The sequence below is a fragment of the Ruegeria atlantica genome, assembly GCF_013032505.1.
Lineage (GTDB): Bacteria > Pseudomonadota > Alphaproteobacteria > Rhodobacterales > Rhodobacteraceae > Ruegeria > Ruegeria atlantica_F.
In genome coordinates, this window is sequence record NZ_WQCG01000003.1 from 619,670 (window position 1) to 639,905 (window position 20,236).

The following is a 20,236-nucleotide window of genomic DNA, read 5'->3' on the forward strand; positions in this document are numbered from 1 at the left end:
AAGGAGCCAGCTATGCGCGACCCACGCTATGACATTCTGTTTGAACCGATGCAGATCGGCCCTTTGACCGCAAAGAACCGCTTCTATCAGGTGCCCCATTGTAACGGCGGCGGATACCGCGATCCTTCTGCTGCTGCAGCGATGCGTGGGATCAAGGCTGAAGGCGGCTGGGGTGTGATTTTCACTGAACAGTGCGAGATGCACCACACCTCGGAAATCACCCCCTTCATCGAACTGCGCCTGTGGGAGGACAAGGATATCCCGCAACTGCGCAAGATGTCCGAGCGGATGAAGACGCATGGTGCACTGGCGGGTATCCAGCTGGCCTATTCCGGGATCAACGGGCCGAATTTGTATACCAAGGAGGTGCCACTGGCCCCCTCGGCTCTGCCCATCCGCACCTTTACCAATGACCCGGTACAGGCACGCGCGCTGGACAAGCAGGACATCAAAGACCTACGCAGATGGTTCGTGAACGCCGCAAAACGTTCGAAAAATGCAGGTTTTGACCTGATCTGCTTGTATGGCGCGCATGGGTTTGGCATCTTCCAGCACTTCCTCAGCCGCGCTACTAACCAGCGCAGCGACGAATACGGTGGATCCTTGGAAAATCGCGCCCGATTCAGCCAGGAGGTCATCGCCGAAATGCGCGACGCGGTGGGCGACACGATGGCGATTACGCTGCGGGTCTCCCTGGATGAAACCATTGGAGAACTCGGTTTCTCGAACGCCGAGGTGCGTGACTATATCGAGATGAACAAAGACCTGCCCGACCTGTGGGATCTAGCGCAGGGGACATGGGAAGATTGCTCCGGCCCCTCACGGTTCAAAGAAGAGGCCGCGCAGGAAGAGCTGGTGCGTGGCATTCATGAATTAACCGATAGACCCATCGTCGGCGTCGGACGATTCACGTCACCGGATGTGATGGCCAAAATGGTCAAGTCCGGCACGCTGGATTTCATAGGCTGCGCCCGCCCATCGATTGCCGACCCTTTCCTGCCAAAAAAAATCGAGGAAGGCCGGATCGAGGACATCCGCGAATGTATCGGCTGCAATATCTGCATCACTGGCGACATGACCATGTCGATCAGCCGCTGCACTCAGAACCCAACATTCATGGAGGAATGGCGCAAGGGCTGGCATCCCGAAAAGATGAACGACAAAGGCGACAGCGACAACGTGTTAATCGTCGGCTCGGGCCCGGCGGGACTTGAGGCTGCATGGGCATTGTGCCGCCGGGGCTATGACGTAGCTGTAGCCGAGGCCCGCGACGTGATCGGCGGTCGCGTGGCCCGTGAACGCTTGCTGCCTGGCCTGTCGGCCTGGGGTCGCGTGGTTGATTACCGTGACTATCAACTAAGCCAGCGTCCGAACGTAGAAATATACCGTGAAAGCGAGCTGGATGCCGAGAGCATTCTGGAATTCGGGTTCGAAAACGTCTGTATCGCCACCGGTGCAACCTGGCGTCGCGACGGCGTTTCCCGTCAGCACGTCGTGCCGATGCCGATCGCAGAGGGGGCCAGGGTCTATACCCCCGACGATCTGATGAATGGAACCATCCCCTCGGGACGCGTCGTGGTCTATGACGACGACCACTACTATATGGGGGGTGTGCTGGCCGAATTGTTAAGCAGGAACGATGCGCAGGTGACGCTGGTCACACCATCGGCTTATGTCAGCGACTGGACGAATAACACGCTTGAACAGATCGCTATCCACCCACGTTTGGTCGAGGCTGGTGTCGAGATCGTCCTGAACCAAGGCATTGCCGAAATCCATCCGGATCATGTGGTTTCGAACTGCGTCTACACGGACCGGACCTGGAAGATCGACGCGGACGCGGTTGTGATGGTAGCGTCACGCCTGGAAAACAACGCCGTATTCAACGACCTGAAAGCGCGCGAAGCCGAATGGGCGGATGCTGGCATCAAGTCGGTTAAACTGATCGGCGACGCCAACGCGCCCGGCCCGATTGCCTGGGCCACTTATGCCGGCCACCGTTATGCGCGTGAACTTGATGGCAAGGATATCGGTGACGATTTACCCTTCCGCCGGGAAATAACGGAACTTGCGGTGGACTGAGGTCATTGACGGGCATTAGGCGGTATGGGCAGAACTCTACCGCCTTATACACTTGAACAACAATTGCCATCTTCGGCGCATCGAAAATTTAACCTTCTCCAGGCAGCGCAAATTTTCATTCTACATTCAATGACTTCGCAGCGGTATGATTGTCTTCTGCCGTAGCTTCGAATCTGATATTCGCTAGAAACAGCCGCGAACGTCCGCTCTCAGCCCTTTTTCTAGGAAAACAACGTGTTCTGGTGCAAAGAGTAATCGCGTAGCCTGCACCGCCGCGCTTGTTTTGGGGACAGCGGGATTTGGGCAAGCCAATCGCACCTGGCCTTCAGGGGTAAGACGCTGCGCTCACCCTCGGGCGAGTCGATTAGACGATACCGTGTCCTCGGCTGCGCCTGCAGGCCGCGCCACCCCTGTCGAATAGCGTTGCCTCGACCCCATCCGCGCTCACTACGTGACAGTTCCGCAGGAACAGACAGCTTCTCCGTCTGGTCTGCAAATCAGCCCTGATTTTGCCAATATGACATCGGGGGCAATGAGGTCAGTCTAGGTGCTGGACGAAGGAAGTGAGGCGAAAATGGTAAGGTTCTGTCGCTGGGTGCGGAACTGTGTGTCGTCCTTCAAGGAATGTCAGGCGTTACATAGAGTTACCATTTAAAGACACTTAAAGCATTGATTTTCAATCATGCGGAAAGTCTTCGGTGCACAGGTTTTGCCATTTGTGCCTCAAAAGCCTTCCACAACATGCATACGTCTAGAAAGCCGATATTACTCGAATTGCGGTGCAAGTTGGGACGGCTTCCATGTCGAACTTCAGCGCGAAATGAAGTCCTTCACCTGATCAAAAGTACTTGCCCTTCAAGGCAGGAAACGCCGAACGATGAGATTTCAAAAAAAATTACGGTTTCAATTGAACGTGTTCAGAGGTTCAAACCATGCCCCTAGCTTAAATTAAGCCAAATTTTGCGCCTCATTCTTCAATCCCGAAACCAATTTCAAGTATCAGCGCTAGACTGTTACGGCCTGTAATAACTTATCGCGTGTCACGTCTTCCCTGGTGCTGTTGATTAAGACTTCGCCACGTCGCAACGCGATAAATCTGTCGGCAAGATCATAGGCAAAGTCAAAGTATTGCTCCACTAAGATGATTGCCATTCCGCTCGTGGCTCTAAGGTGCCGGATGACTTCGCCTATCTGTTGGATGATGTTGGGCTGAATACCCTCGGTCGGCTCGTCCAACAGAAGAAGGCGTGGCCGCGTTATCAGTGCCCGCGCGATCGCCAGCTGTTGCTGCTGACCTCCAGAAAGGTCACCTCCGCGACGGTTTTGCATCTGCTTGAGAACCGGGAACATGTCAAAAATTTCATTTGGAATGAAATGCTCGCTGGCTGGCAGACAGGCGTACCCCGTTTCAAGGTTTTCGCGAACTGTGAGCAAAGGAAATATTTCACGACCTTGTGGAACATAAGCCACGCCTTTCCACGCCATTTGATGAGCAGGCAAGACACCCAAAGATTCCCCGTCCAGTTCCAGATTGCCAGCCGAACGCGGATGCGTACCTGATATTGCCTTCATCAGGCTGGTTTTCCCGACACCATTGGTCCCCATGACGCAAGTCACTTCGCCTTGTCTGGCTTCCATGGAAATCCCGTTGAGGATTTGCGAATGCCCATAATGTAGAGTCAGATCAGTCAGCTTCAGCATTGTTTAGCGCCCTAAGTATACGTCGATGACGTCCTGGTTAGATGTCACGTGATCAAGGCTCCCTTCAGCCAAGACGGACCCTTCGTGTAAAACCGTGACTTTGCAATTCAGGCGCCGAACAAATTCCATATCGTGTTCCACCACGACAACGGCGCGGGTTCTGGCGGCTTGTAACAGCAAGTCGGTGGTGTGTTCGCGCTCCTGCGGTGTCATGCCGGCGGCAGGTTCGTCCACCAGCAAGAGTCGTGGTTCCTGGGCCAGCAGCATGCCAATTTCCAGCCATTGTTTTTGACCGTGGCTCAGTTCACCAGCCTTGCGGCTTAGGTCTTGATGCAGACCGATTTCGACGGCCAGTTCTTCAACTTTCTGCAAATCGTCAGTGGAGGTTCGATAGAAAAGCACGTGAAGCCAGCCACGTTTGTTCTGAAGTGCCATCAGCAGATTTTCGTGCACGGTCTGGTCTTCGAAAACCGTTGGTTTCTGAAACTTCCGCCCGATCCCAGCCTGCGCAATTTTTGCTTCGGAAAGTCCCAACAAAGATAGGGATTTCTCTCCCCAGATGACACGCCCTTCATCGGGCCGGGTTTTACCTGTGATGATGTCCATGAACGTGGTTTTCCCTGCCCCGTTCGGGCCGATCACTGCACGAAGTTCGACCTCGCCGATCTGGAACGATAAGTTGTTGATAGCTCGGAAACCGTCGAAAGTGACCGAAACACCGCTAACCTCAAGCAACGTGTTCATTCCATGGCCTCCTTCTCTCGCAGGGCGCCGTCATCTGGTCCCAGATTTGCCCCATGCCTGTCCGGGTGGCGGCGGTCGGTCCACAAGTCGAACAATCCTCCGATGCCCTGCGGGGCGAACAGCGTAACCAACACGAAAGTTACGCCCAGTAGCACCTGCCACCAGTCGACCCATTTGATCGTGTAAAACCCAAGCGAAATATCCGGGGCCTGCCCGCCCGTGAACCACGTGCTCAGAAGGCTGACAAAAGCTGCACCAATTACCGCGCCGTACAAGCGACCTCGTCCACCGATTGCGACCCAGACGGCCAAATAAATCGAAGCGATTGGAGCCATCTCCTCGGGGTTGATGATGCCGGCTTGCGGATAGTAAAGCGCGCCGGCAATGGCCGCGATGCAAGCAGTCAGGGTGAAGACGGCAAGCTTGTAGACCTCGACCGAGTAGCCAAGGAAGCGCACTCGTGCCTCGTTATCGCGAATGCCGCGGATGACCGAGCCGAACTTGCCTGAAACAATCCATGCGGCCAGCATATAGCCCAGACCCAGCGCCAGTGCCGAAGCCCATAGGAACCAGATCGACACGACGTCCTGTGAGGTGGTGACACCTGGCAGGTTCTGCAAGCCGGACAGCCCGTTATTGCCACGCAAGCCACTGTCGTTCTGGAACAGGTACAGGGCCAGCGCCAGAGTCATGGCCTGCGTCAGGATCGACAGATACACACCGGTTACACGGCTCCGGAAAGCCAACCATCCAAAGATCAGCGCCAGCAAACCGGGGACCAACACAACCAGAACAAGCTGCAGGGTCAGGCTGTGGGAAAACGCCCAGATCAACGGAAATTCCGACGATCCGACAACGCCAAAGACTTGTGTTGCGATGGCGTCCACTACCTCGGCTGAAGTCGGTGGAATTTCGGCCTGTGCCAGCGAGTCGACCACGATCAGACGGGTGCGTTCGTACATCAGCCACATGCCGATCATGTAGCCCCCCAGCCCGAAGAAGGCGAAGTGACCCAACGACAGGATGCCAGTGAAGCCCCAGACCAGATCCATCGCCACTGCGATCAGGCACAGGCACAGGGTTTTGCCTAGCGTTTTGACGAAGCTGGTCGAGATCACACCGACCCCGAATCCCTCGGACAGGATCGTCACGCTCAGGGTGAAAAGGGACAGGATGGCAAGAAAGACCAGCACGGATGGGTTCTTGGAGATAAAGCTGCGTTCCATGGCTCAATCCCCTGCCGCGCGGCCCTTGAGGGCGATGATGCCCCTTGGCCGGAACTGGATGAAAATGATGATGAAGATGATCATGTAGGTTTGCGCCGCGAGGGTGTTCGATGGGTTCATCCACTCGATCCCTTTCTGCAGGAAGCCGATCATTCCGGCACCTGCCAGCGCGCCCCAGATGTTGCCAACACCGCCGACAACGACGGTCATGAAGCTTTGTACGATATAATCGTTGCCCAAATCTGATGTGACCTTGGCAAAGAGGCCGATGGCGACACCCGCAATCCCGGCGATGCCCGAGCCCAGCCCGAAGGTCAGCATGTTCACCCGCCCCGGATTGATCCCCATCGACCCGGCCATGCGCGGGTTCTGCGTGACCGCGCGCATTTCAAGCCCCAGCCGTGTGCGTTTCATAATGTAAAGGAACAGCCCCAGAAAGATCATCGCCAGCACAAAGATCGCGATGCGGATATAACTGATCGAGACCACATCGTTCAGCACCCAAGCCCCGTCCAGCCAGCCGGGCGCGGTCAGCGGACGAGCCTGCGTACCAAAGACGTTTTTGGCCAGTTGCTGCAGGGCAATTGAGATACCAAACGTCGCAAGCAGCGTTTCAAGCGGCCGGGCATAGAGCCAGCGGATTACTAGCCGCTCCATCGCGACGCCCATGGCGAAGGTGACCGCAAAAGCCATCGGGATGGCGACGATGATCGACAGCGTATGGTCGGGGATGAACTGCTGCACCACGTAGCCGGTATAGGCGCCCATCATGATGAACTCGCCATGTGCCATGTTGATCACCCCCATGACGCCGAAGGTGATGGCGAGGCCAATAGCCGCCAGGAAATAGATCGACGCCAGAGAGATCGCGTCCAGCGTCAGGTCAAGCGTCTGGTTCAATCCCACCTTCAGTTCGATGGCCTCCAGAGCCTTTGCAGCGGCGGCGGTGACTTCGGGGGAAGGCTCAGCATAGGTTTCAAAGAACACATGCGCATCCAGCGCGGCGTCGACATCCGCCTGCGTCACCAGCGCCGGAACAGTACCGGCGGCCGCCAGCGCGGCATAAGCCTGCGCGCGGGCGGTGTCGGTGTTCAGTTGCGCAACGGGGATGCCGCCGACGCGGCCTCCTTCGATATTCTCGGCCAGTGCAGCGCGGATATCCTCGGGCGACACTTGGGGCGCAGCAAAGTCACGCGCCACCAGCAGGTCATAGGCTACATCCTTTGGCAGCGCGTCCGATCCGGGTTCCAGAACCACAGCCACGTTCGCATCGTCAGGCAGCACCTCAGCCGCCTGCCGTTTCGTCACGACCAGCGGGTTCAGGGCTGCACGCATGTCCACACCCAGATCACCGGACATTTCTTCAATCGCAGCCACACGGGCCGCCGTGTCGGCGTCATGGCCGATGGTCAGCAGCCTCTCCAACCGCTGTTTCTGTGCCTTCAGATCAGCATCGGGTTCATCCGGGATCGAGGCGCGCAACGGGTCCAGCAAAGCGCCCTCGGGGTCGCGCTGAATTGACCGCAGCGCCGCCAGCCGTTTCGCGCGGCTGGGGTCGGTCAGTTGGAACTGTACCAGAGCGGTGCCGATCATCGCGCGTACACCGCTATTGGGTTTCAACTGTTTCAGGTCGGATTTTTCAAACGTGCCGACGACCTCGCCAGTATCGAAATCGGTCAGCTCGTATGACCGCCCCTCGGCCTTCTGACCCGCAAAGAACAGGCCATCGGATTTGCGCATCCACACATTCTTGGCGGCCCATGTCTCAAGCATCACCTGTGCCTGTGGCAACCCGCTGCTTGCGATCGCATCAATCGCAGGCCCGATTGTCTTGCGCGAGCTTTTGGCGATGATCTCCTGATGCTCTTGCAGGATCGGCTGCAGGCCAGTCTCTTGCGCGTTGGCAGTCAGGCAGGCGCACAGGATTGCGAGACCCGCGAGGAGTAGTCGTAACATTTGGCGAAACCCGAGTGTCTTGGGGCAAGGCGGGCAGTGTTCCCGCCGTGCCAAAGGATTTTAGTAGTTCGACAGGGTCTGAACACAGGTCTCGGTCTCGGTGTTGTACATACCGCAACCCAGATCTTTCCAATCCGATTTCAGAACCGCCGATTCCGGCAGGAAGTCAGTCCAGGCATCGCCCGGCACAACATCAGTTTCGCTGATGATATCGAACTGACCGTCTTCCTGAATCTCACCGATCAGAACCGGCTTGGCCAGATGGTGGTTCGGCAGCATGACCGCAGTCCCACCGGTCAGGTTCGGGAATTCCTGCCCGTACATCGCAGCGCGCACATCGTCGACCTCGGTCGAACCGGCCTCAGTCGCGGCGTTCACCCACATATTGAAGCCGATGTAATGCGCCTCCATCGGGTCATTTGTCACGCGCTCGTCGCCCATGGTGGCTTTCCAGGTGTCCACGAATTCCGCGTTGGCTTCGGTATCCGCCGACTGGAAGTAGTTCCAAGCGGCAAGGTGACCGACGAGGTTGGTGGTGTCCAAACCGGACAGTTCTTCCTCGCCGACCGAGAAGGCTACGACCGGAATATCGTCCGCCGAAACGCCAGCGGCGGCCAGTTCCTTGTAGAAACCGATATTGGCGTCACCGTTAATGGTCGAGATCACACCGACTTTCTTGCCATCCGCGCCCAGCGCGACTACGTCAGCCACGATCTTGGACCAGTCGGAATGGCCGAAAGGCGTGTAATTGACGAAGATATCGTCATCCGCGATGCCGTTCTGCTCCAGATAGCTTTCCAGAATGTTGTTGGTGGTTCTGGGGTAGACATAGTCCGTGCCGAGCAGAGCAAATTTCTCGACCCCCAGTTCCTCCAGAAAATAGTCTGTCGCAGGGATTGCCTGTTGGTTCGGCGCGGCGCCGGTGTAGAATACGTTTTTCGAGGACTCCTCGCCCTCATACTGAACCGGGTAGAACAGCAGGCCGTTCAGCTCTTCGATGACCGGCAGCACCGATTTCCGGCTAACCGAGGTCCAGTTGCCAAAGATCACGTCCACCTCATGCACGGTCAGCAACTCGCGCGCTTTTTCAGCAAATAGCGGCCAGTCGGATGCGGGGTCGACCACAACCGCCTCAAGCTGCTTACCCAGCAGGCCGCCCTTCGCGTTTTGCTGATCGATCAGCATCAGCATCGTGTCTTTCAGCGTGGTTTCCGAGATCGCCATCGTGCCGGACAGCGAATGCAGCACGCCAACCTTGATCGTGTCTTCAGCCGACAGTGCGGCGGTGGCCACGGCAGCAAATACAAGTGATCCGGCGAGCGTGGATTTGAGCGATTTCATGTAATCCTCCTGGCGGGGCCGGGAGAGAGGGCTTGCGCAAAGGCACACTCTTCTTCTACCTGATCCCCGCAACTGTTGTTGCGTTCCGTGTGGCGGTTGTGTTCGAGGTCCAATTCGCGCAGCCGTCACACACCCCCGGGTCGTTTCCGCGGTGGCACCCATACGGTTTCTGCATCGCAGCAAGCTTGGCAACTTACCATTAACCCAATTTGGGAAATCGGCGAGATGCGCCTATTTTTTCATCCAAGACCGGGGTCGCTGTCTAAAATTTAGACGCGCGATGTCGAAATAAGCAGATTTCGACACTGTAGATTAGTGTTCCGCCCCTTCAACAGAGAAACAGGTGCCACCGAACCAAGCTCTAAAGGTGCCCTATTACCCAAGTTACAGCCATATTGCCCACGCACAGTGCTGTTCCACCGCGTGCTGCAGGCGCCGTCAGCTTGAGCACCAAGCAATTGGGCTCCAGGACGGTGCTGAACAAGTTTCGCCAGTCCGGGTCTTTTAAGTGCCTGTTCCCCAGAACCAATACACCTGATCTTGACGCGGTTCTCCTAAACACGGCCGGCGGCATAACCGGGGGCGATTCATTTCGATTTTCCGGCAAGGCGGCGAAAGGAACCGCGCTGACTTTGACAACACAAGCCTGCGAGCGTGCCTACAAGGCCAAGCCGCAAGAATGTGGCCAGGTTACCAATCATCTGACTGTTGAGACTGAAGCCCGGCTGAACTGGTTGCCGCAAGAGACCATTCTGTTCAATGGCAGTGCGCTGAACCGACGCCTGAAAATCGAGATCGCGCAGGATGCCGAGATGCTGATGGTAGAGCCTCTCATATTCGGGCGCATCGCTATGGGCGAGACGCTTACTGATATCCGCCTAAACGATCGGATCGAGATACAACGCCAAGGAAAGACGGTGTTCCTTGACGCGATCCGGTTTTCTGGTGATTGGCACAAGCATCTGTCCAAGCCGCATATTGCAAACGGCGCAGGAGCGATGGCGCTGATCGTCTTTGCTTCGGAGTCGGCCGAAGGTCATCTGGATTCCATTCGCAAAATGCTGCCCGAGGACGCAGGGGCGACACTAATCCAAGACGGCCTTCTGGCTATCCGTATTCTGGCCGACAACAGCTTGGCTCTTCGCCGCACATTGATGCCGATTTTGCGCCGGTTGAACAAAGACACATTACCCCGATGCTGGATGCTCTGACATGAATCTGACACCTCGTGAAAAAGACAAACTTCTGGTCGCCATGGCCGCCGAGGTCGCCCGAAAGCGGCTATCACGCGGAGTCAAGCTGAACCACCCAGAGGCGATCGCCCTGATCACCGACGCCGTGGTCGAGGGTGCGCGCGATGGACGTTCAGTTGCTGACATGATGCAGGCCGGGGCTGAAGTGATCACCCGCGACCAATGTATGGAGGGTGTGCCTGAAATGATCCACGAGGTTCAGGTCGAAGCCACCTTTCCAGATGGCACCAAGCTGGTGACCGTCCACAATCCCATTCGCTGAAAAGGAAACCAAAATGACCCGCATGCTTTTCCCCGCCCTGATCTTCGCTGGCCCCGCAGCAGCCCACAACGGAACGCATATCCACGCGCACGGCACAGATTACGCCGCGATGGGCGTTGGGCTGGCGGTTGTTGCGCTGGCTGCTCTCGCGCTGATCACAAAGCTGAACAAATGATCCCCGGGGAGCTGTTCCCAGCTGATGGTGAAATCACCCTGAACGCCGACACTGATGCGATCACTTTGATGGTCGCCAATACCGGCGACCGCCCGGTTCAGGTCGGCTCACACTACCATTTCGCCGAAACCAACCCCGCGCTCGACTTCGACCGCGCTGCTGCGCATGGCCTGCGTCTGGACATTGCGCCAGGCACCGCTGTGCGGTTCGAACCAGGGCAGGCCCGCGAAGTTTCGCTGATCCCGATCAGCGGTGCGCGCAGGGTCTACGGCTTCAATCAAAAGGTCATGGGGTCACTCTGATGCCAGCAACAATCAAGCGCTCAGACTATGCGGCGATGTTCGGCCCTACCACCGGGGATAAGCTGCGGTTGGCCGATACCGATCTTGTGATCGAGGTCGAACGTGATCTGACCAGTTATGGCGAAGAGGTCAAGTTTGGTGGTGGAAAGGTAATCCGCGACGGGATGGGGCAATCTCAGACCACGCGTGCCGAAGGCGCTGTGGATACAGTCATCACCAATGCTCTGATCGTTGATCACTCGGGCATCTACAAGGCTGACGTTGGCCTGAAAGACGGGCGGATCGCAAAGATCGGCAAGGCGGGAAACCCCGATACACAACCCGGTGTCGACATCATCATCGGACCCGGAACCGAGGCCATTGCTGGCGAGGGTCGTATCCTGACGGCAGGTGGGTTCGACAGTCATATTCATTTCATCTGCCCGCAACAGATTGAAGATGCGCTGCATTCTGGCCTTACGACCATGCTTGGCGGTGGCACCGGGCCGGCACATGGCACTCTGGCGACCACTTGCACCCCCGGTCCGTGGCATATCGGGCGGATGTTGCAGGCGGCGGATGCTTTCCCGATGAATCTGGCCTTTGCGGGTAAGGGCAACGCTTCGCTGCCTGCCGCGCTCGAAGAGCAGGTCAAAGCCGGTGCCTGCGCGCTGAAGCTGCACGAGGATTGGGGCACAACTCCTGCCGCCATCGATTGCTGCCTGTCGGTGGCCGACGCGATGGATGTGCAGGTGATGATTCACACGGACACGCTGAACGAATCCGGCTTTGTCGAAAACACTGTGGCGGCCATGAAAGGCCGTACAATCCACGCCTTCCACACCGAGGGTGCAGGTGGTGGCCACGCCCCAGATATCATCAAGATCTGCGGCGAGAACCATGTATTGCCGTCCTCGACCAACCCGACGCGGCCTTTCACTGTGAACACGGTCGAAGAGCATCTGGACATGCTGATGGTCTGTCATCACCTCGACAAGTCCATCCCCGAGGATGTGGCCTTTGCCGAAAGCCGCATCCGGCGCGAGACCATCGCAGCCGAGGACATCTTGCATGACATGGGCGCCTTCAGCATCATCGCGTCTGACAGCCAGGCCATGGGGCGCGTAGGAGAAGTTCTGATCCGCGCCTGGCAAACCGCTGACAAAATGAAAACACAACGCGGTCGCCTGCCCGAGGAAACCGGTGAGAACGACAACTTCCGCGTCCGCCGCTACATCGCGAAATACACCATTAACCCAGCCATTGCCCACGGCCTCAGCCATGAAATCGGTAGCATCGAAGAAGGTAAGCGCGCCGACTTAGTCTTGTGGAACCCAGCCTTTTTCGGAGTGAAGCCCGAGATGGTGTTGCTGGGCGGTACGATTGCTTGTGCACAGATGGGCGACCCCAACGCTTCGATCCCTACACCGCAGCCCGTTTATAGTCGCCCCATGTTTGGCGCTTACGGACGGTCGGTGGAAAACTCGGCGATCACATTTGTCTCGCAGGCCGCCTATGCGGATGGGATCGGTGATACACTGGGATTGGCAAAACAGACCGTCGCCGTCCAGAACACGCGAGAGATCGGCAAGCAGGATCTTCTGCTGAACAACGCGACGCCGCAAGTCGAGGTTGACCCGGAAACCTACGAGGTTCGGGCAGATGGCGAACTGCTAAGCTGCCAACCTGCCGAAACGCTGCCAATGGCGCAACGATACTTTTTGTTCTGATCAAAAAATGTGCTGCGTTGCGACTCGTGCAAGGCAGGAATGACCAAACACGCTCTTCTAAGTGAGGCCACTATGACAAATATTAAATCCAATGGGAGGACCAACATTTACGAGGGTCCAAATGGCACACTCAACAGCACAAACACACGCACGCTTTTCGTTGTCCGGTTTGATCGCATCAATCGGGTCATCAGTTTACTCGGCCCTGATCAGCGTGGCCGAAGCTCAATCACGCGTCCGGCAAGTCGAATTCCTGCAATCGCTCAGCGACGAAGAGTTGAAAAAGCGCGGCCTGACACGCGAACGGATCGTGCATCGGGTATTTTCGGACTCAATCTGGCTCTGACCATTCCCGCTGCAGAGGAGGTGACGGTATGACCGCCCTGCTCTGTACTGCACGTAAGTACTCGGATCACACACACAGCGATCCGGCAGACTGCCTGTCGCTAACCTATGATGACCGTTTTTTGCGTCGCAAGGTTCTGACCTGCGAAAGTGGCGAACAGATTCTCATCGATCTGGCGCAAACGACTTCGTTGAACCACGGCGGCGCCTTGGTTTTGGACGATGGTCGCGAAGTGGAAATACAAGCTGCACCCGAGGCGTTGCTGGAGGTCACCGCCCCAGACCTGACGCGCATTGCATGGCATATCGGCAATCGCCATACGCCTTGTCAGATCGAAAAGGATCGCCTGTTGATCCAAGTCGATCACGTTATCCGAGACATGCTGCTCAAGATTGGCGCCACGGTGCGAGAGGTGCGCGAACCGTTCACCCCAGAAGGCGGAGCCTATGGCCACGGCAGGACCCATGGCCATACCCACTGACGCCGATATCCTGACGCTGACCCAATGGTTGTCCCCTGCATATCCTGTAGGGGGGTTCGCCTATTCTCACGGGTTGGAGGCTGCAATTGACGAGGGAGCTGTCACAAGTTCACAAGACACCGAAGCATGGATTTCGGACGTGCTGGAACACGGATCCGGATGGAATGATGCTGTGTTCGTTGTGGCGGCATACAGTGCGCAGGGTAAAGATGAACTGACCAACGTCGATGTTATCGCTCGGGCTTTTTGTGCGTCATCCGAAAGGCTCATGGAAACCAAGTTGCTGGGTCAGGCCTTTGGAACCGTCACGGGAGATGTCTGGGAATTGGATCTGAGCCAATTCTCCTACCCTGTCAGCATAGGCCAAGCAGCCAGCTTGCAGAACCTTCCCATTTTGTTGACGACTAAGATGTTTCTTCAGGCGTTCGCCAGTAATCTTGTTGCCTGCGCAACGCGCCTTGTACCCTTGGGCCAGACTGATGCGCAAAGGCTAATCCGTAACCTAACGCCATTGTGCGAGCGGATTGCCCTGAGCGCCCAAGAGGCTGATTTGGATCAGCTGAGTTTAACCGCGTTTCTGTCGGACATCGCATCGATGAAGCACGAAACACAATATTCAAGGATCTTCCGCACATGACGAATATGAACGGACCGCTTCGCGTGGGTATCGGAGGTCCTGTAGGAGCCGGAAAAACCACTTTGACAGCCGCTTTGTCCGAAGCGCTGCGCGATGTCTGCTCAGTGGGTGTTATTACCAATGACATTTATACACAGGAGGATGCCGAAGCGCTGATGCGCATGCAGATACTGCCGCAGGATAGGATCATCGGCGTCGAAACCGGTGGCTGCCCGCATACAGCAATTCGCGAAGACGCCTCAATCAATTTGGCGGCTGTCGCCGAAATGCAGACACGTCATCCCGACCTCGACGTGGTGTTGATTGAAAGCGGTGGCGACAATCTATCGGCCACATTCAGCCCGGAATTGGCGGATATGACCATCTACGTGATCGATGTCGCCGCAGGCGAGGAAATCCCCAGGAAAGGCGGACCCGCGATTACGAAATCGGACATCCTTGTAATCAACAAGACCGACCTTGCGCCGCATGTTGGCGCTTCGTTGGAGGTTATGGAACGTGATGCGAAAAAAATGCGCAAAGGACGACCCTTCTTGTTCTCGTCACTTCGTCACAGAAGCGGGGTCGACGCAATTGTGGATCTGCTTGTGAGAGGGGGAGGTTTAGAGGTTTCGAAAGCGAGTTAATCCCGGAGACGAAGTGGCCAAGTCATCGATGGCCAAAAAATTAGTTCCGGAGCGCCCGGCCAGATCACAAAGAGTTATTGGGAAATGCACAACGAAAAGAGCAACAGGATGGTTGGCAGATTTATGGATGACCAATGACAGTCAGTCGGTGTCGGATTTACTCAGTGGTAGAATGTAGTTTTGCACGCCGTGACCCTGCTGGTTGCGTCTTACACAAGCAGCTGATCGCAGCCCCAAGCGGACGTTAAGCTGGAGCATTTTTGCCAGCAGTTTAAGGATAAAGCCGCCACTCTTCTCGCGCCACGCGTTTTTACGTGTCCACCCTCAAGCGATGCCTGACGGCACGGCCGATATTTCGGCGCCAGATGGACCACCAGACATTCCGGCGATCATGGCAGTGGCGGGTCGAGTAGGAATTACAATCTTGGCACCAGCGGACGTTCCTAGCTAACGAACGTGCTAAAAGTTCGTCAGCCTGCAAATAGGTTGTTTTGCGTTCAAGCTTCTGCCGTACCCTAACTGGCAATGCTGGCGGCATTGCCCGAATTGGACGTTCACACACAGATTTCAAATATCCAGAGTAGAGGGCACAAAGTAATGTGTGATTTTGAAGGGTGGGGCCGAAAAGTGCCCCGAAGCGAAAGTGCTCCGTGCCCACCTACGCTTTTTGCAATGATTGAGGCCTCATCGTCCTATCGGCTATAGTTGTTCAATCCAATCTGGGGCGAATGATGGTATTAAAGGAGACGCAGGGTCAGCCTACAACCGACCCGAAGACGGTTTTGTGTTTCGGAGACTCATTGACCTGGGGGTTCGATCCGCGTGGCGGTGCAAACCTGATCCGTTACGGCTTCGCAGAGCGATGGACCCGGCAAATGCAAGCTGAGCTTGGTTCATCGTACCATGTTGTCGAAAACGGATTGAATGGGCGAACAACAGTATTCGACGACCCTGTTTTAGGCGACATGAGTGGCCTGGCTCAACTGCCTGTAGCGCTCAAATCAAACATGGCGCTTGATCTTGTCATAATCCTCCTGGGATCGAATGACGCGAAGACCCGCTTTAACGTTAATGGCGACGAGATCGCGCGCGGTCTGAGCCGCCTTTTGGAAGTTGTTTCTAAATCGAGTTTTGGCCCCAATGGCAAAGCCCCATCTACTCTTGTCCTCATACCGCCAGAAATGGGCGAGGTTGGTGGCACGTGGTTGGAACCTATGTTTGACCCGGTTCACAGCCGAGCTGCCCTTAAACGAATTCGCGAGACCTATCCGACAGTTGCTAACGCGTTCGGTGCGGAGTGCTTTGACATCAATCAGGTAGTCGGTCCAGGAGCGATTGATGGCATACATTTCGACCCCGAGGCGCTAAAGCCTATAGCCAAAGAAATCGCCAATGTTGTCCGCGGCTTGCTTGAGACTTAGAAGCGCAGGCGCACACAGATAATCCGGTCAACTCTCAACGAATCCTTAGTGTCCCATGCTTCGCTATTTGCCCGAAAGTTGGCTCGAGTTTGCGTGTCTGAATTGGGGTTCGGTGGCGACATTCATTACAAATCGCGTCAGCAGCGGGCCGCAGCCCGAACCAGCCATTCAAACCTAGACTTTGCAATTGCGGTCTTGCGAAGTTAGCAGCCAATTATTCGTCTCGATGAATCCAGACCTCATGAATTTGGCAAAATTTCTGTTTCGGCGATCAAACATGCAACTGGACCAGCTGAATGAGATTTCCACAGGTGTCGTCAAAAACAGCCATCGTCGCGCCCCCGGCTTTAACAGGAGGTTGTGTGAATTCAACGCCTACTGCTTCAAGTTTGGTAAACTCAGCCTCAATATCATCGACTCTGAATGCCGAAACAGGAATACCGTCGGCCATGAGCGCTTCCTGATAGGCGCGCGTTGCTGGATGTGCGTTAGGCTCTAACCCCAATTCCACGCCTTCGGTTTCCTCCTTCGAAACCAAGGTCAGCCAACGATGTTCGCCCAAAGGGATATCGTGCTTCACAACGAACCCGAGTTTACTGGTATAGAAATCGAGAGCCTTAGACTGATCGTCAACTGCTATGCTCTTCATGTACATTTTCATTTCATATCTCCTTGAGAAAATAGTTCCACCCAGGGATTGATCGCATTCACAATTGGCGCTGCTGCCAGCGAGTGGATCTTGGTGCGGCCGCGCCAAGCAGTGGTGATTAAACCGGCCTGCTCTAGCGTAATCAGGTGCCTAGTGATGCCTTGTCGGGATAGTGTGATTGAATGCTCTTCGAATAACCTTGCGCAGAGCTCGAAAAGCGTCTGGTCGTCACGCTTTCTCAGCTCATCAAGAATTAACAACCGCGTTGTGTCACCAAGGGCGCTGAAGAGAATACTTAGTTGGGGGTCGAATTGAACGCTCATGTCTCTTTATGCAACAATAATGTTGCATGTCAAATTGAACCTGCCGTTTGTAAAACTTGCAGCATTCGTCACTAAGATCTCGATGCGGCTGTAAGCGGCGGCGTGACAGCATGGCGGTTTTGGGCTGTACTTACTGGATGTGGTGAGGCTATCGGCCATCGACCCAGTTGTGAGCCAGCGGCAGTTGGAAAAGCCAATCACCACTGGCCGTCAGGGCGAAGGCGCTGCCTTCCCCCCCGGACAACCTTATTGGACAGGGCCGTGTCCTCGGCTGTGCCTGGGCGCCCCCCCTGTCGAATACCATTGCCTTGCCCCTCTCCCGCATTCGCCATGTGGCAAATCCCCAGGAACAGGCGGCTTCGCTATATGGTCCAACTATGACGGTTGGGTCAGGTTCGTGTGACGTTCAACAGGAATGTTGGGCGTTAAATGATTTTGCCTCTCACGCACAACTAAGCCATTGATTTCGCTTTGACTGCCATTTCAATAGTGCACACGTTTTTCCATTTGAGTCGCAAAGGTTTTCCATCGTGTCGGCTGAACTCCACGAGAGTTTCCATTCGTCTAAAGTGCGGAATGTATCGAGAGAAAATCCAAGGCAAAAATCGCTTCCACAAAACGATGTCATTCTTTTTGAACATTAATACTGTTCTTTTTTCGACTGCCTCTGCCACTATTGCAGTTGTAAAATGTCCGGAACGCAAAGTTTTCTTTTTGCTGGCATTTTGTCCGCACCATCCGATCGTTTCAGTCGTTTTGGACCGTCTTTAACCTTGATCTTCGGCTTTGCTAGTGGGCCCTTCAAGGTCACGGGCCAGGGGCTCTTCGAGAGAGGTTCGCCAATCTTACGGGGCTGCAGATTTAGGTCCAAAACCTTGCCCGCCACATCAACACCGCCAAAGACGACAACTTGGACATGGTCTGTCTCCAATGTGGTTTGTTTCGTCGAAATACTTCCATTTGAGATACTAATCGGCGCACGCAAACATACGATTGGAGCAACCTTTTGCTTCTCTTTGGTAAACACCCAAGGTAGCACCCCTAGCCCTGCCAGATCCAAAAGCTGCGTCTCGATCGAGCCATCACGCATTGAAACAGTAGCATTGCCGTTCATGCTGTTTGCAAAATGCTTCGGTGAATCGGTTCCGCCGGTCACCGAAAAATCTGCATAGATCGTACCGCTCGCACCCTTTTTGAAGTTCAGGTTGTGAAGAATATCATCCAGCTGCCAACCGCCCGCGTTGCCGGTCAACGTGAGTAGATGCGCGTCGTTCGAAAGATCCAACTGCCCGCTGACGTCGAAATGAGCACCTCCATATTCAAACTTCAAAGGCCCGGCCTTAAGCTCATTTTCGTTGAGCGTCAGTTCGCTCTGCAAACTGCTGATGCCCTGGGCTCCTTCGATGTGCCGAAGGTCAACGTCGACATCCATATCCATACCGGACAAGAGAATTGAGCGCCCGATAGGTTTGAGCGTTACATCTCTTAATGCACCTTGGCCGCTCTCGTCTTCTTGTTTAGTTTCTTTCTCTTCCGGCTCTAGGCCGCCTATTTTCCGCAATTGTGCGGCAGCCTGAACGATAGTTCGGATCTGATCTATCTTAATCAGGTCACTCTCAATGGAACCCTTCAGCACCGGGTCGCTTGTTGCATCATCAAGATCGGCCATAATCTGCAAGATAGAGTCAGCGACCTCAACATTGGCACTCGCGTTCCAATCAGTGCCTTCGCTAACAAGGTTGATTTCAAGACGAGCCTGCCCGGTTTCCACACGTTCAAGCGATAGTGCCTCCAAAAGGTCCGCCCCGGATGGGACTGCGACATCAATTGCCAAATCCAGGTCCTCGAATTTGAGTACATTCTCAACAGTGCCATGCACCTCAAGGTTCCAGACCTCCGTATCGCTTGTCTTTCCATCCAAATTTGTCAGCGAAAGCTGATTGATGTCGCCGTTCAAATGGAAGTCACCGGAAAACCTGCCAAGCTGGTCGTCTGGTCCCAACAATTCTGGCGAGATCAAACTGCTTGCCGGTATATCCATTAGGCCTTCTGCTGATATGCCTTGCAACTGAAGCGCGTCATCGACCGAACCGTTCAAAATGATAAACGGATCGGCTGGGTTCCCAATTCTAAGGTTGATGTTTCCGACTTTTAAGGCGCCTTCTGGCGTTCTGGAAAGCTCGGAGAACTTAATCGGGGGCGGGCCTTCGCCGGACGTGTCCAACGTGAAACCGTTGGTCTTTATGACCATTTGTCGCTGCGGCACCTGCCCAGGCACGCTGTCGATAACCATGTCGACCGCGATAAGTTTAAGATCATAACGCGATGCAGCAGGGGCTGGTTCAGCATCTTCAGGGTACAACTGAATGCGGGTTGTCAACGATACGTCTTCCGGATTTCCCAGTTCCCCGATCTGCCCCGTCAACGAAAGGCTTTGCCCGCCATCTAATTTCGCCAATACAGATAGGTCATCAATCCGTGCTACGCCGTCGACTGATGTGAATGTTGCGCCAATAATCCCTGTACCTTCCAAAACGCGGCGCAGCTTCAGGATATCGAGAAGCTGGCCAAGTTCGGCAATCTCTACGGTCGTTGCCACTTGCAGACCGTTCTCTTGAGGGACTTCCTCGGCGATAATCGAAATCTGTTCGAAGTTCACCGCCAACCGAAACGGGTCCTCGGTGGGGAATGTCGCGTTCAGATCAAACCTCTCTCCGTTCAGCGAACCGGCCCCGACTGCCGTCGCAACATCGGTTTCCGTATCACGCTTTAAGAGCAGTTCAGGAAGCTGAAGGTCCAACTCAAGCCCGTTTAAATCGTTCTGATAAAGAATGGCGATATCAGTCAGATCAATTTTGCGGTCCGTTAGAATTCCGGCTAACAGCGACGTCGGGGAATTTGCAGGTTTCCCGGCTTCGGCTTCCGTTTGGGCAATGGACTGCCAGTTACCGAAGCCGTCTTTGTCTGTGATTAGGTTCAGATGAACACCTGAGAGTGAAAGA

Annotated in this window: 19 protein-coding genes; 11 read left to right on the top strand and 8 right to left on the bottom strand. The window is 55.3% G+C overall.

Annotated features, from left to right (window positions below):
* Positions 1-12: 12 nt before the first annotated feature.
* Positions 13-2,082, top strand: a complete 2,070-nt coding sequence (locus GOW92_RS14835; RefSeq protein WP_170561359.1) for an FAD-dependent oxidoreductase — start codon at positions 13-15, stop codon at positions 2,080-2,082.
* A gap of 1,005 nt (positions 2,083-3,087) precedes the next feature.
* Here GOW92_RS14835 and urtE read toward each other — a convergent pair.
* The 5 genes from urtE to urtA are packed head-to-tail and all read right to left on the bottom strand — an operon-like array spanning position 3,088 to position 9,050.
* Positions 3,088-3,783 (bottom strand): urea ABC transporter ATP-binding subunit UrtE, encoded by a 696-nt coding sequence (gene urtE / locus GOW92_RS14840; RefSeq protein ID WP_170561360.1) that lies wholly within the window; start codon positions 3,781-3,783, stop codon positions 3,088-3,090.
* 3 nt (positions 3,784-3,786) lie between these two features.
* Entirely contained in the window at positions 3,787-4,527 is a 741-nt protein-coding gene (urtD, locus tag GOW92_RS14845; protein WP_170561361.1) for an urea ABC transporter ATP-binding protein UrtD, read from the bottom strand.
* Complete coding sequence (gene urtC, locus GOW92_RS14850) at positions 4,524-5,753, bottom strand: urea ABC transporter permease subunit UrtC (protein WP_170561362.1); 1,230 nt, start codon at positions 5,751-5,753, stop codon at positions 4,524-4,526. Before urtC ends, urtD begins: the two co-directional genes overlap by 4 nt.
* Before the next feature lie 3 nt (positions 5,754-5,756).
* Complete coding sequence (gene urtB / locus GOW92_RS14855) at positions 5,757-7,709, bottom strand: urea ABC transporter permease subunit UrtB (protein WP_170561363.1); 1,953 nt, start codon at positions 7,707-7,709, stop codon at positions 5,757-5,759.
* Between the two features lie 60 nt (positions 7,710-7,769).
* Positions 7,770-9,050: an urea ABC transporter substrate-binding protein gene (urtA, locus tag GOW92_RS14860; RefSeq protein WP_170561364.1), complete on the bottom strand. Its 1,281-nt coding sequence runs from the start codon at positions 9,048-9,050 to the stop codon at positions 7,770-7,772.
* Between the two features lie 473 nt (positions 9,051-9,523).
* Between urtA and GOW92_RS14865 the strand changes: the two genes are divergently transcribed.
* The 10 genes from GOW92_RS14865 to GOW92_RS14910 all read left to right on the top strand — a co-directional run bounded on the left by GOW92_RS14865 (position 9,524) and on the right by GOW92_RS14910 (position 16,262).
* Positions 9,524-10,261 carry an urease accessory protein UreD gene (locus tag GOW92_RS14865; RefSeq protein ID WP_368040294.1) on the top strand — a complete coding sequence of 246 codons (738 nt, stop codon included), beginning with the start codon at positions 9,524-9,526 and terminating at the stop codon, positions 10,259-10,261.
* Position 10,262: 1 nt separating this feature from the next.
* The gene (locus GOW92_RS14870; RefSeq protein WP_170561366.1) at positions 10,263-10,565 is read left to right on the top strand and encodes an urease subunit gamma; all 303 of its coding nucleotides are present in this window, start codon (positions 10,263-10,265) and stop codon (positions 10,563-10,565) included.
* Positions 10,566-10,578: 13 nt separating this feature from the next.
* Positions 10,579-10,740: a peptidase M23 gene (locus tag GOW92_RS14875; RefSeq protein ID WP_170561367.1), complete on the top strand. Its 162-nt coding sequence runs from the start codon at positions 10,579-10,581 to the stop codon at positions 10,738-10,740.
* On the top strand, positions 10,737-11,042 hold the full coding sequence (locus tag GOW92_RS14880) for an urease subunit beta (protein WP_170561368.1): 306 nt from the start codon (positions 10,737-10,739) through the stop codon (positions 11,040-11,042). The genes GOW92_RS14875 and GOW92_RS14880 overlap by 4 nt, the downstream gene beginning before the upstream one ends.
* Positions 11,042-12,751: an urease subunit alpha gene (ureC, locus tag GOW92_RS14885; RefSeq protein ID WP_170561369.1), complete on the top strand. Its 1,710-nt coding sequence runs from the start codon at positions 11,042-11,044 to the stop codon at positions 12,749-12,751. Before GOW92_RS14880 ends, ureC begins: the two co-directional genes overlap by 1 nt.
* Positions 12,752-12,872: 121 nt before the next feature.
* Complete coding sequence (locus GOW92_RS14890; protein WP_170561370.1) at positions 12,873-13,097, top strand: DUF1127 domain-containing protein; 225 nt, start codon at positions 12,873-12,875, stop codon at positions 13,095-13,097.
* A gap of 28 nt (positions 13,098-13,125) precedes the next feature.
* Positions 13,126-13,578 carry an urease accessory protein UreE gene (gene ureE, locus GOW92_RS14895; protein WP_170561371.1) on the top strand — a complete coding sequence of 151 codons (453 nt, stop codon included), beginning with the start codon at positions 13,126-13,128 and terminating at the stop codon, positions 13,576-13,578.
* Positions 13,562-14,215 carry an urease accessory protein UreF gene (locus GOW92_RS14900; protein ID WP_170561372.1) on the top strand — a complete coding sequence of 218 codons (654 nt, stop codon included), beginning with the start codon at positions 13,562-13,564 and terminating at the stop codon, positions 14,213-14,215. Before ureE ends, GOW92_RS14900 begins: the two co-directional genes overlap by 17 nt.
* The gene (gene ureG / locus GOW92_RS14905) at positions 14,212-14,841 is read left to right on the top strand and encodes an urease accessory protein UreG (RefSeq protein WP_170561373.1); all 630 of its coding nucleotides are present in this window, start codon (positions 14,212-14,214) and stop codon (positions 14,839-14,841) included. The genes GOW92_RS14900 and ureG overlap by 4 nt, the downstream gene beginning before the upstream one ends.
* Positions 14,842-15,569: 728 nt before the next feature.
* Positions 15,570-16,262 (top strand): GDSL-type esterase/lipase family protein, encoded by a 693-nt coding sequence (locus tag GOW92_RS14910; RefSeq protein WP_170561374.1) that lies wholly within the window; start codon positions 15,570-15,572, stop codon positions 16,260-16,262.
* A 271-nt stretch (positions 16,263-16,533) separates the two neighbouring features.
* Here GOW92_RS14910 and GOW92_RS14915 read toward each other — a convergent pair whose 3' ends face one another.
* The 3 genes from GOW92_RS14915 to GOW92_RS14925 all read right to left on the bottom strand — a co-directional run bounded on the left by GOW92_RS14915 (position 16,534) and on the right by GOW92_RS14925 (position 19,893).
* A complete protein-coding gene (locus tag GOW92_RS14915; protein WP_170561375.1) occupies positions 16,534-16,923 on the bottom strand; it encodes a VOC family protein in 390 nt (129 codons plus the stop codon).
* Positions 16,920-17,234, bottom strand: coding sequence for an ArsR/SmtB family transcription factor (locus GOW92_RS14920; RefSeq protein WP_170561376.1), 315 nt, complete (start codon positions 17,232-17,234; stop codon positions 16,920-16,922). Before GOW92_RS14920 ends, GOW92_RS14915 begins: the two co-directional genes overlap by 4 nt.
* Before the next feature lie 673 nt (positions 17,235-17,907).
* Positions 17,908-19,893, bottom strand: coding sequence for an AsmA family protein (locus GOW92_RS14925; RefSeq protein ID WP_368040295.1), 1,986 nt, complete (start codon positions 19,891-19,893; stop codon positions 17,908-17,910).
* Positions 19,894-20,236: the final 343 nt, after the last annotated feature.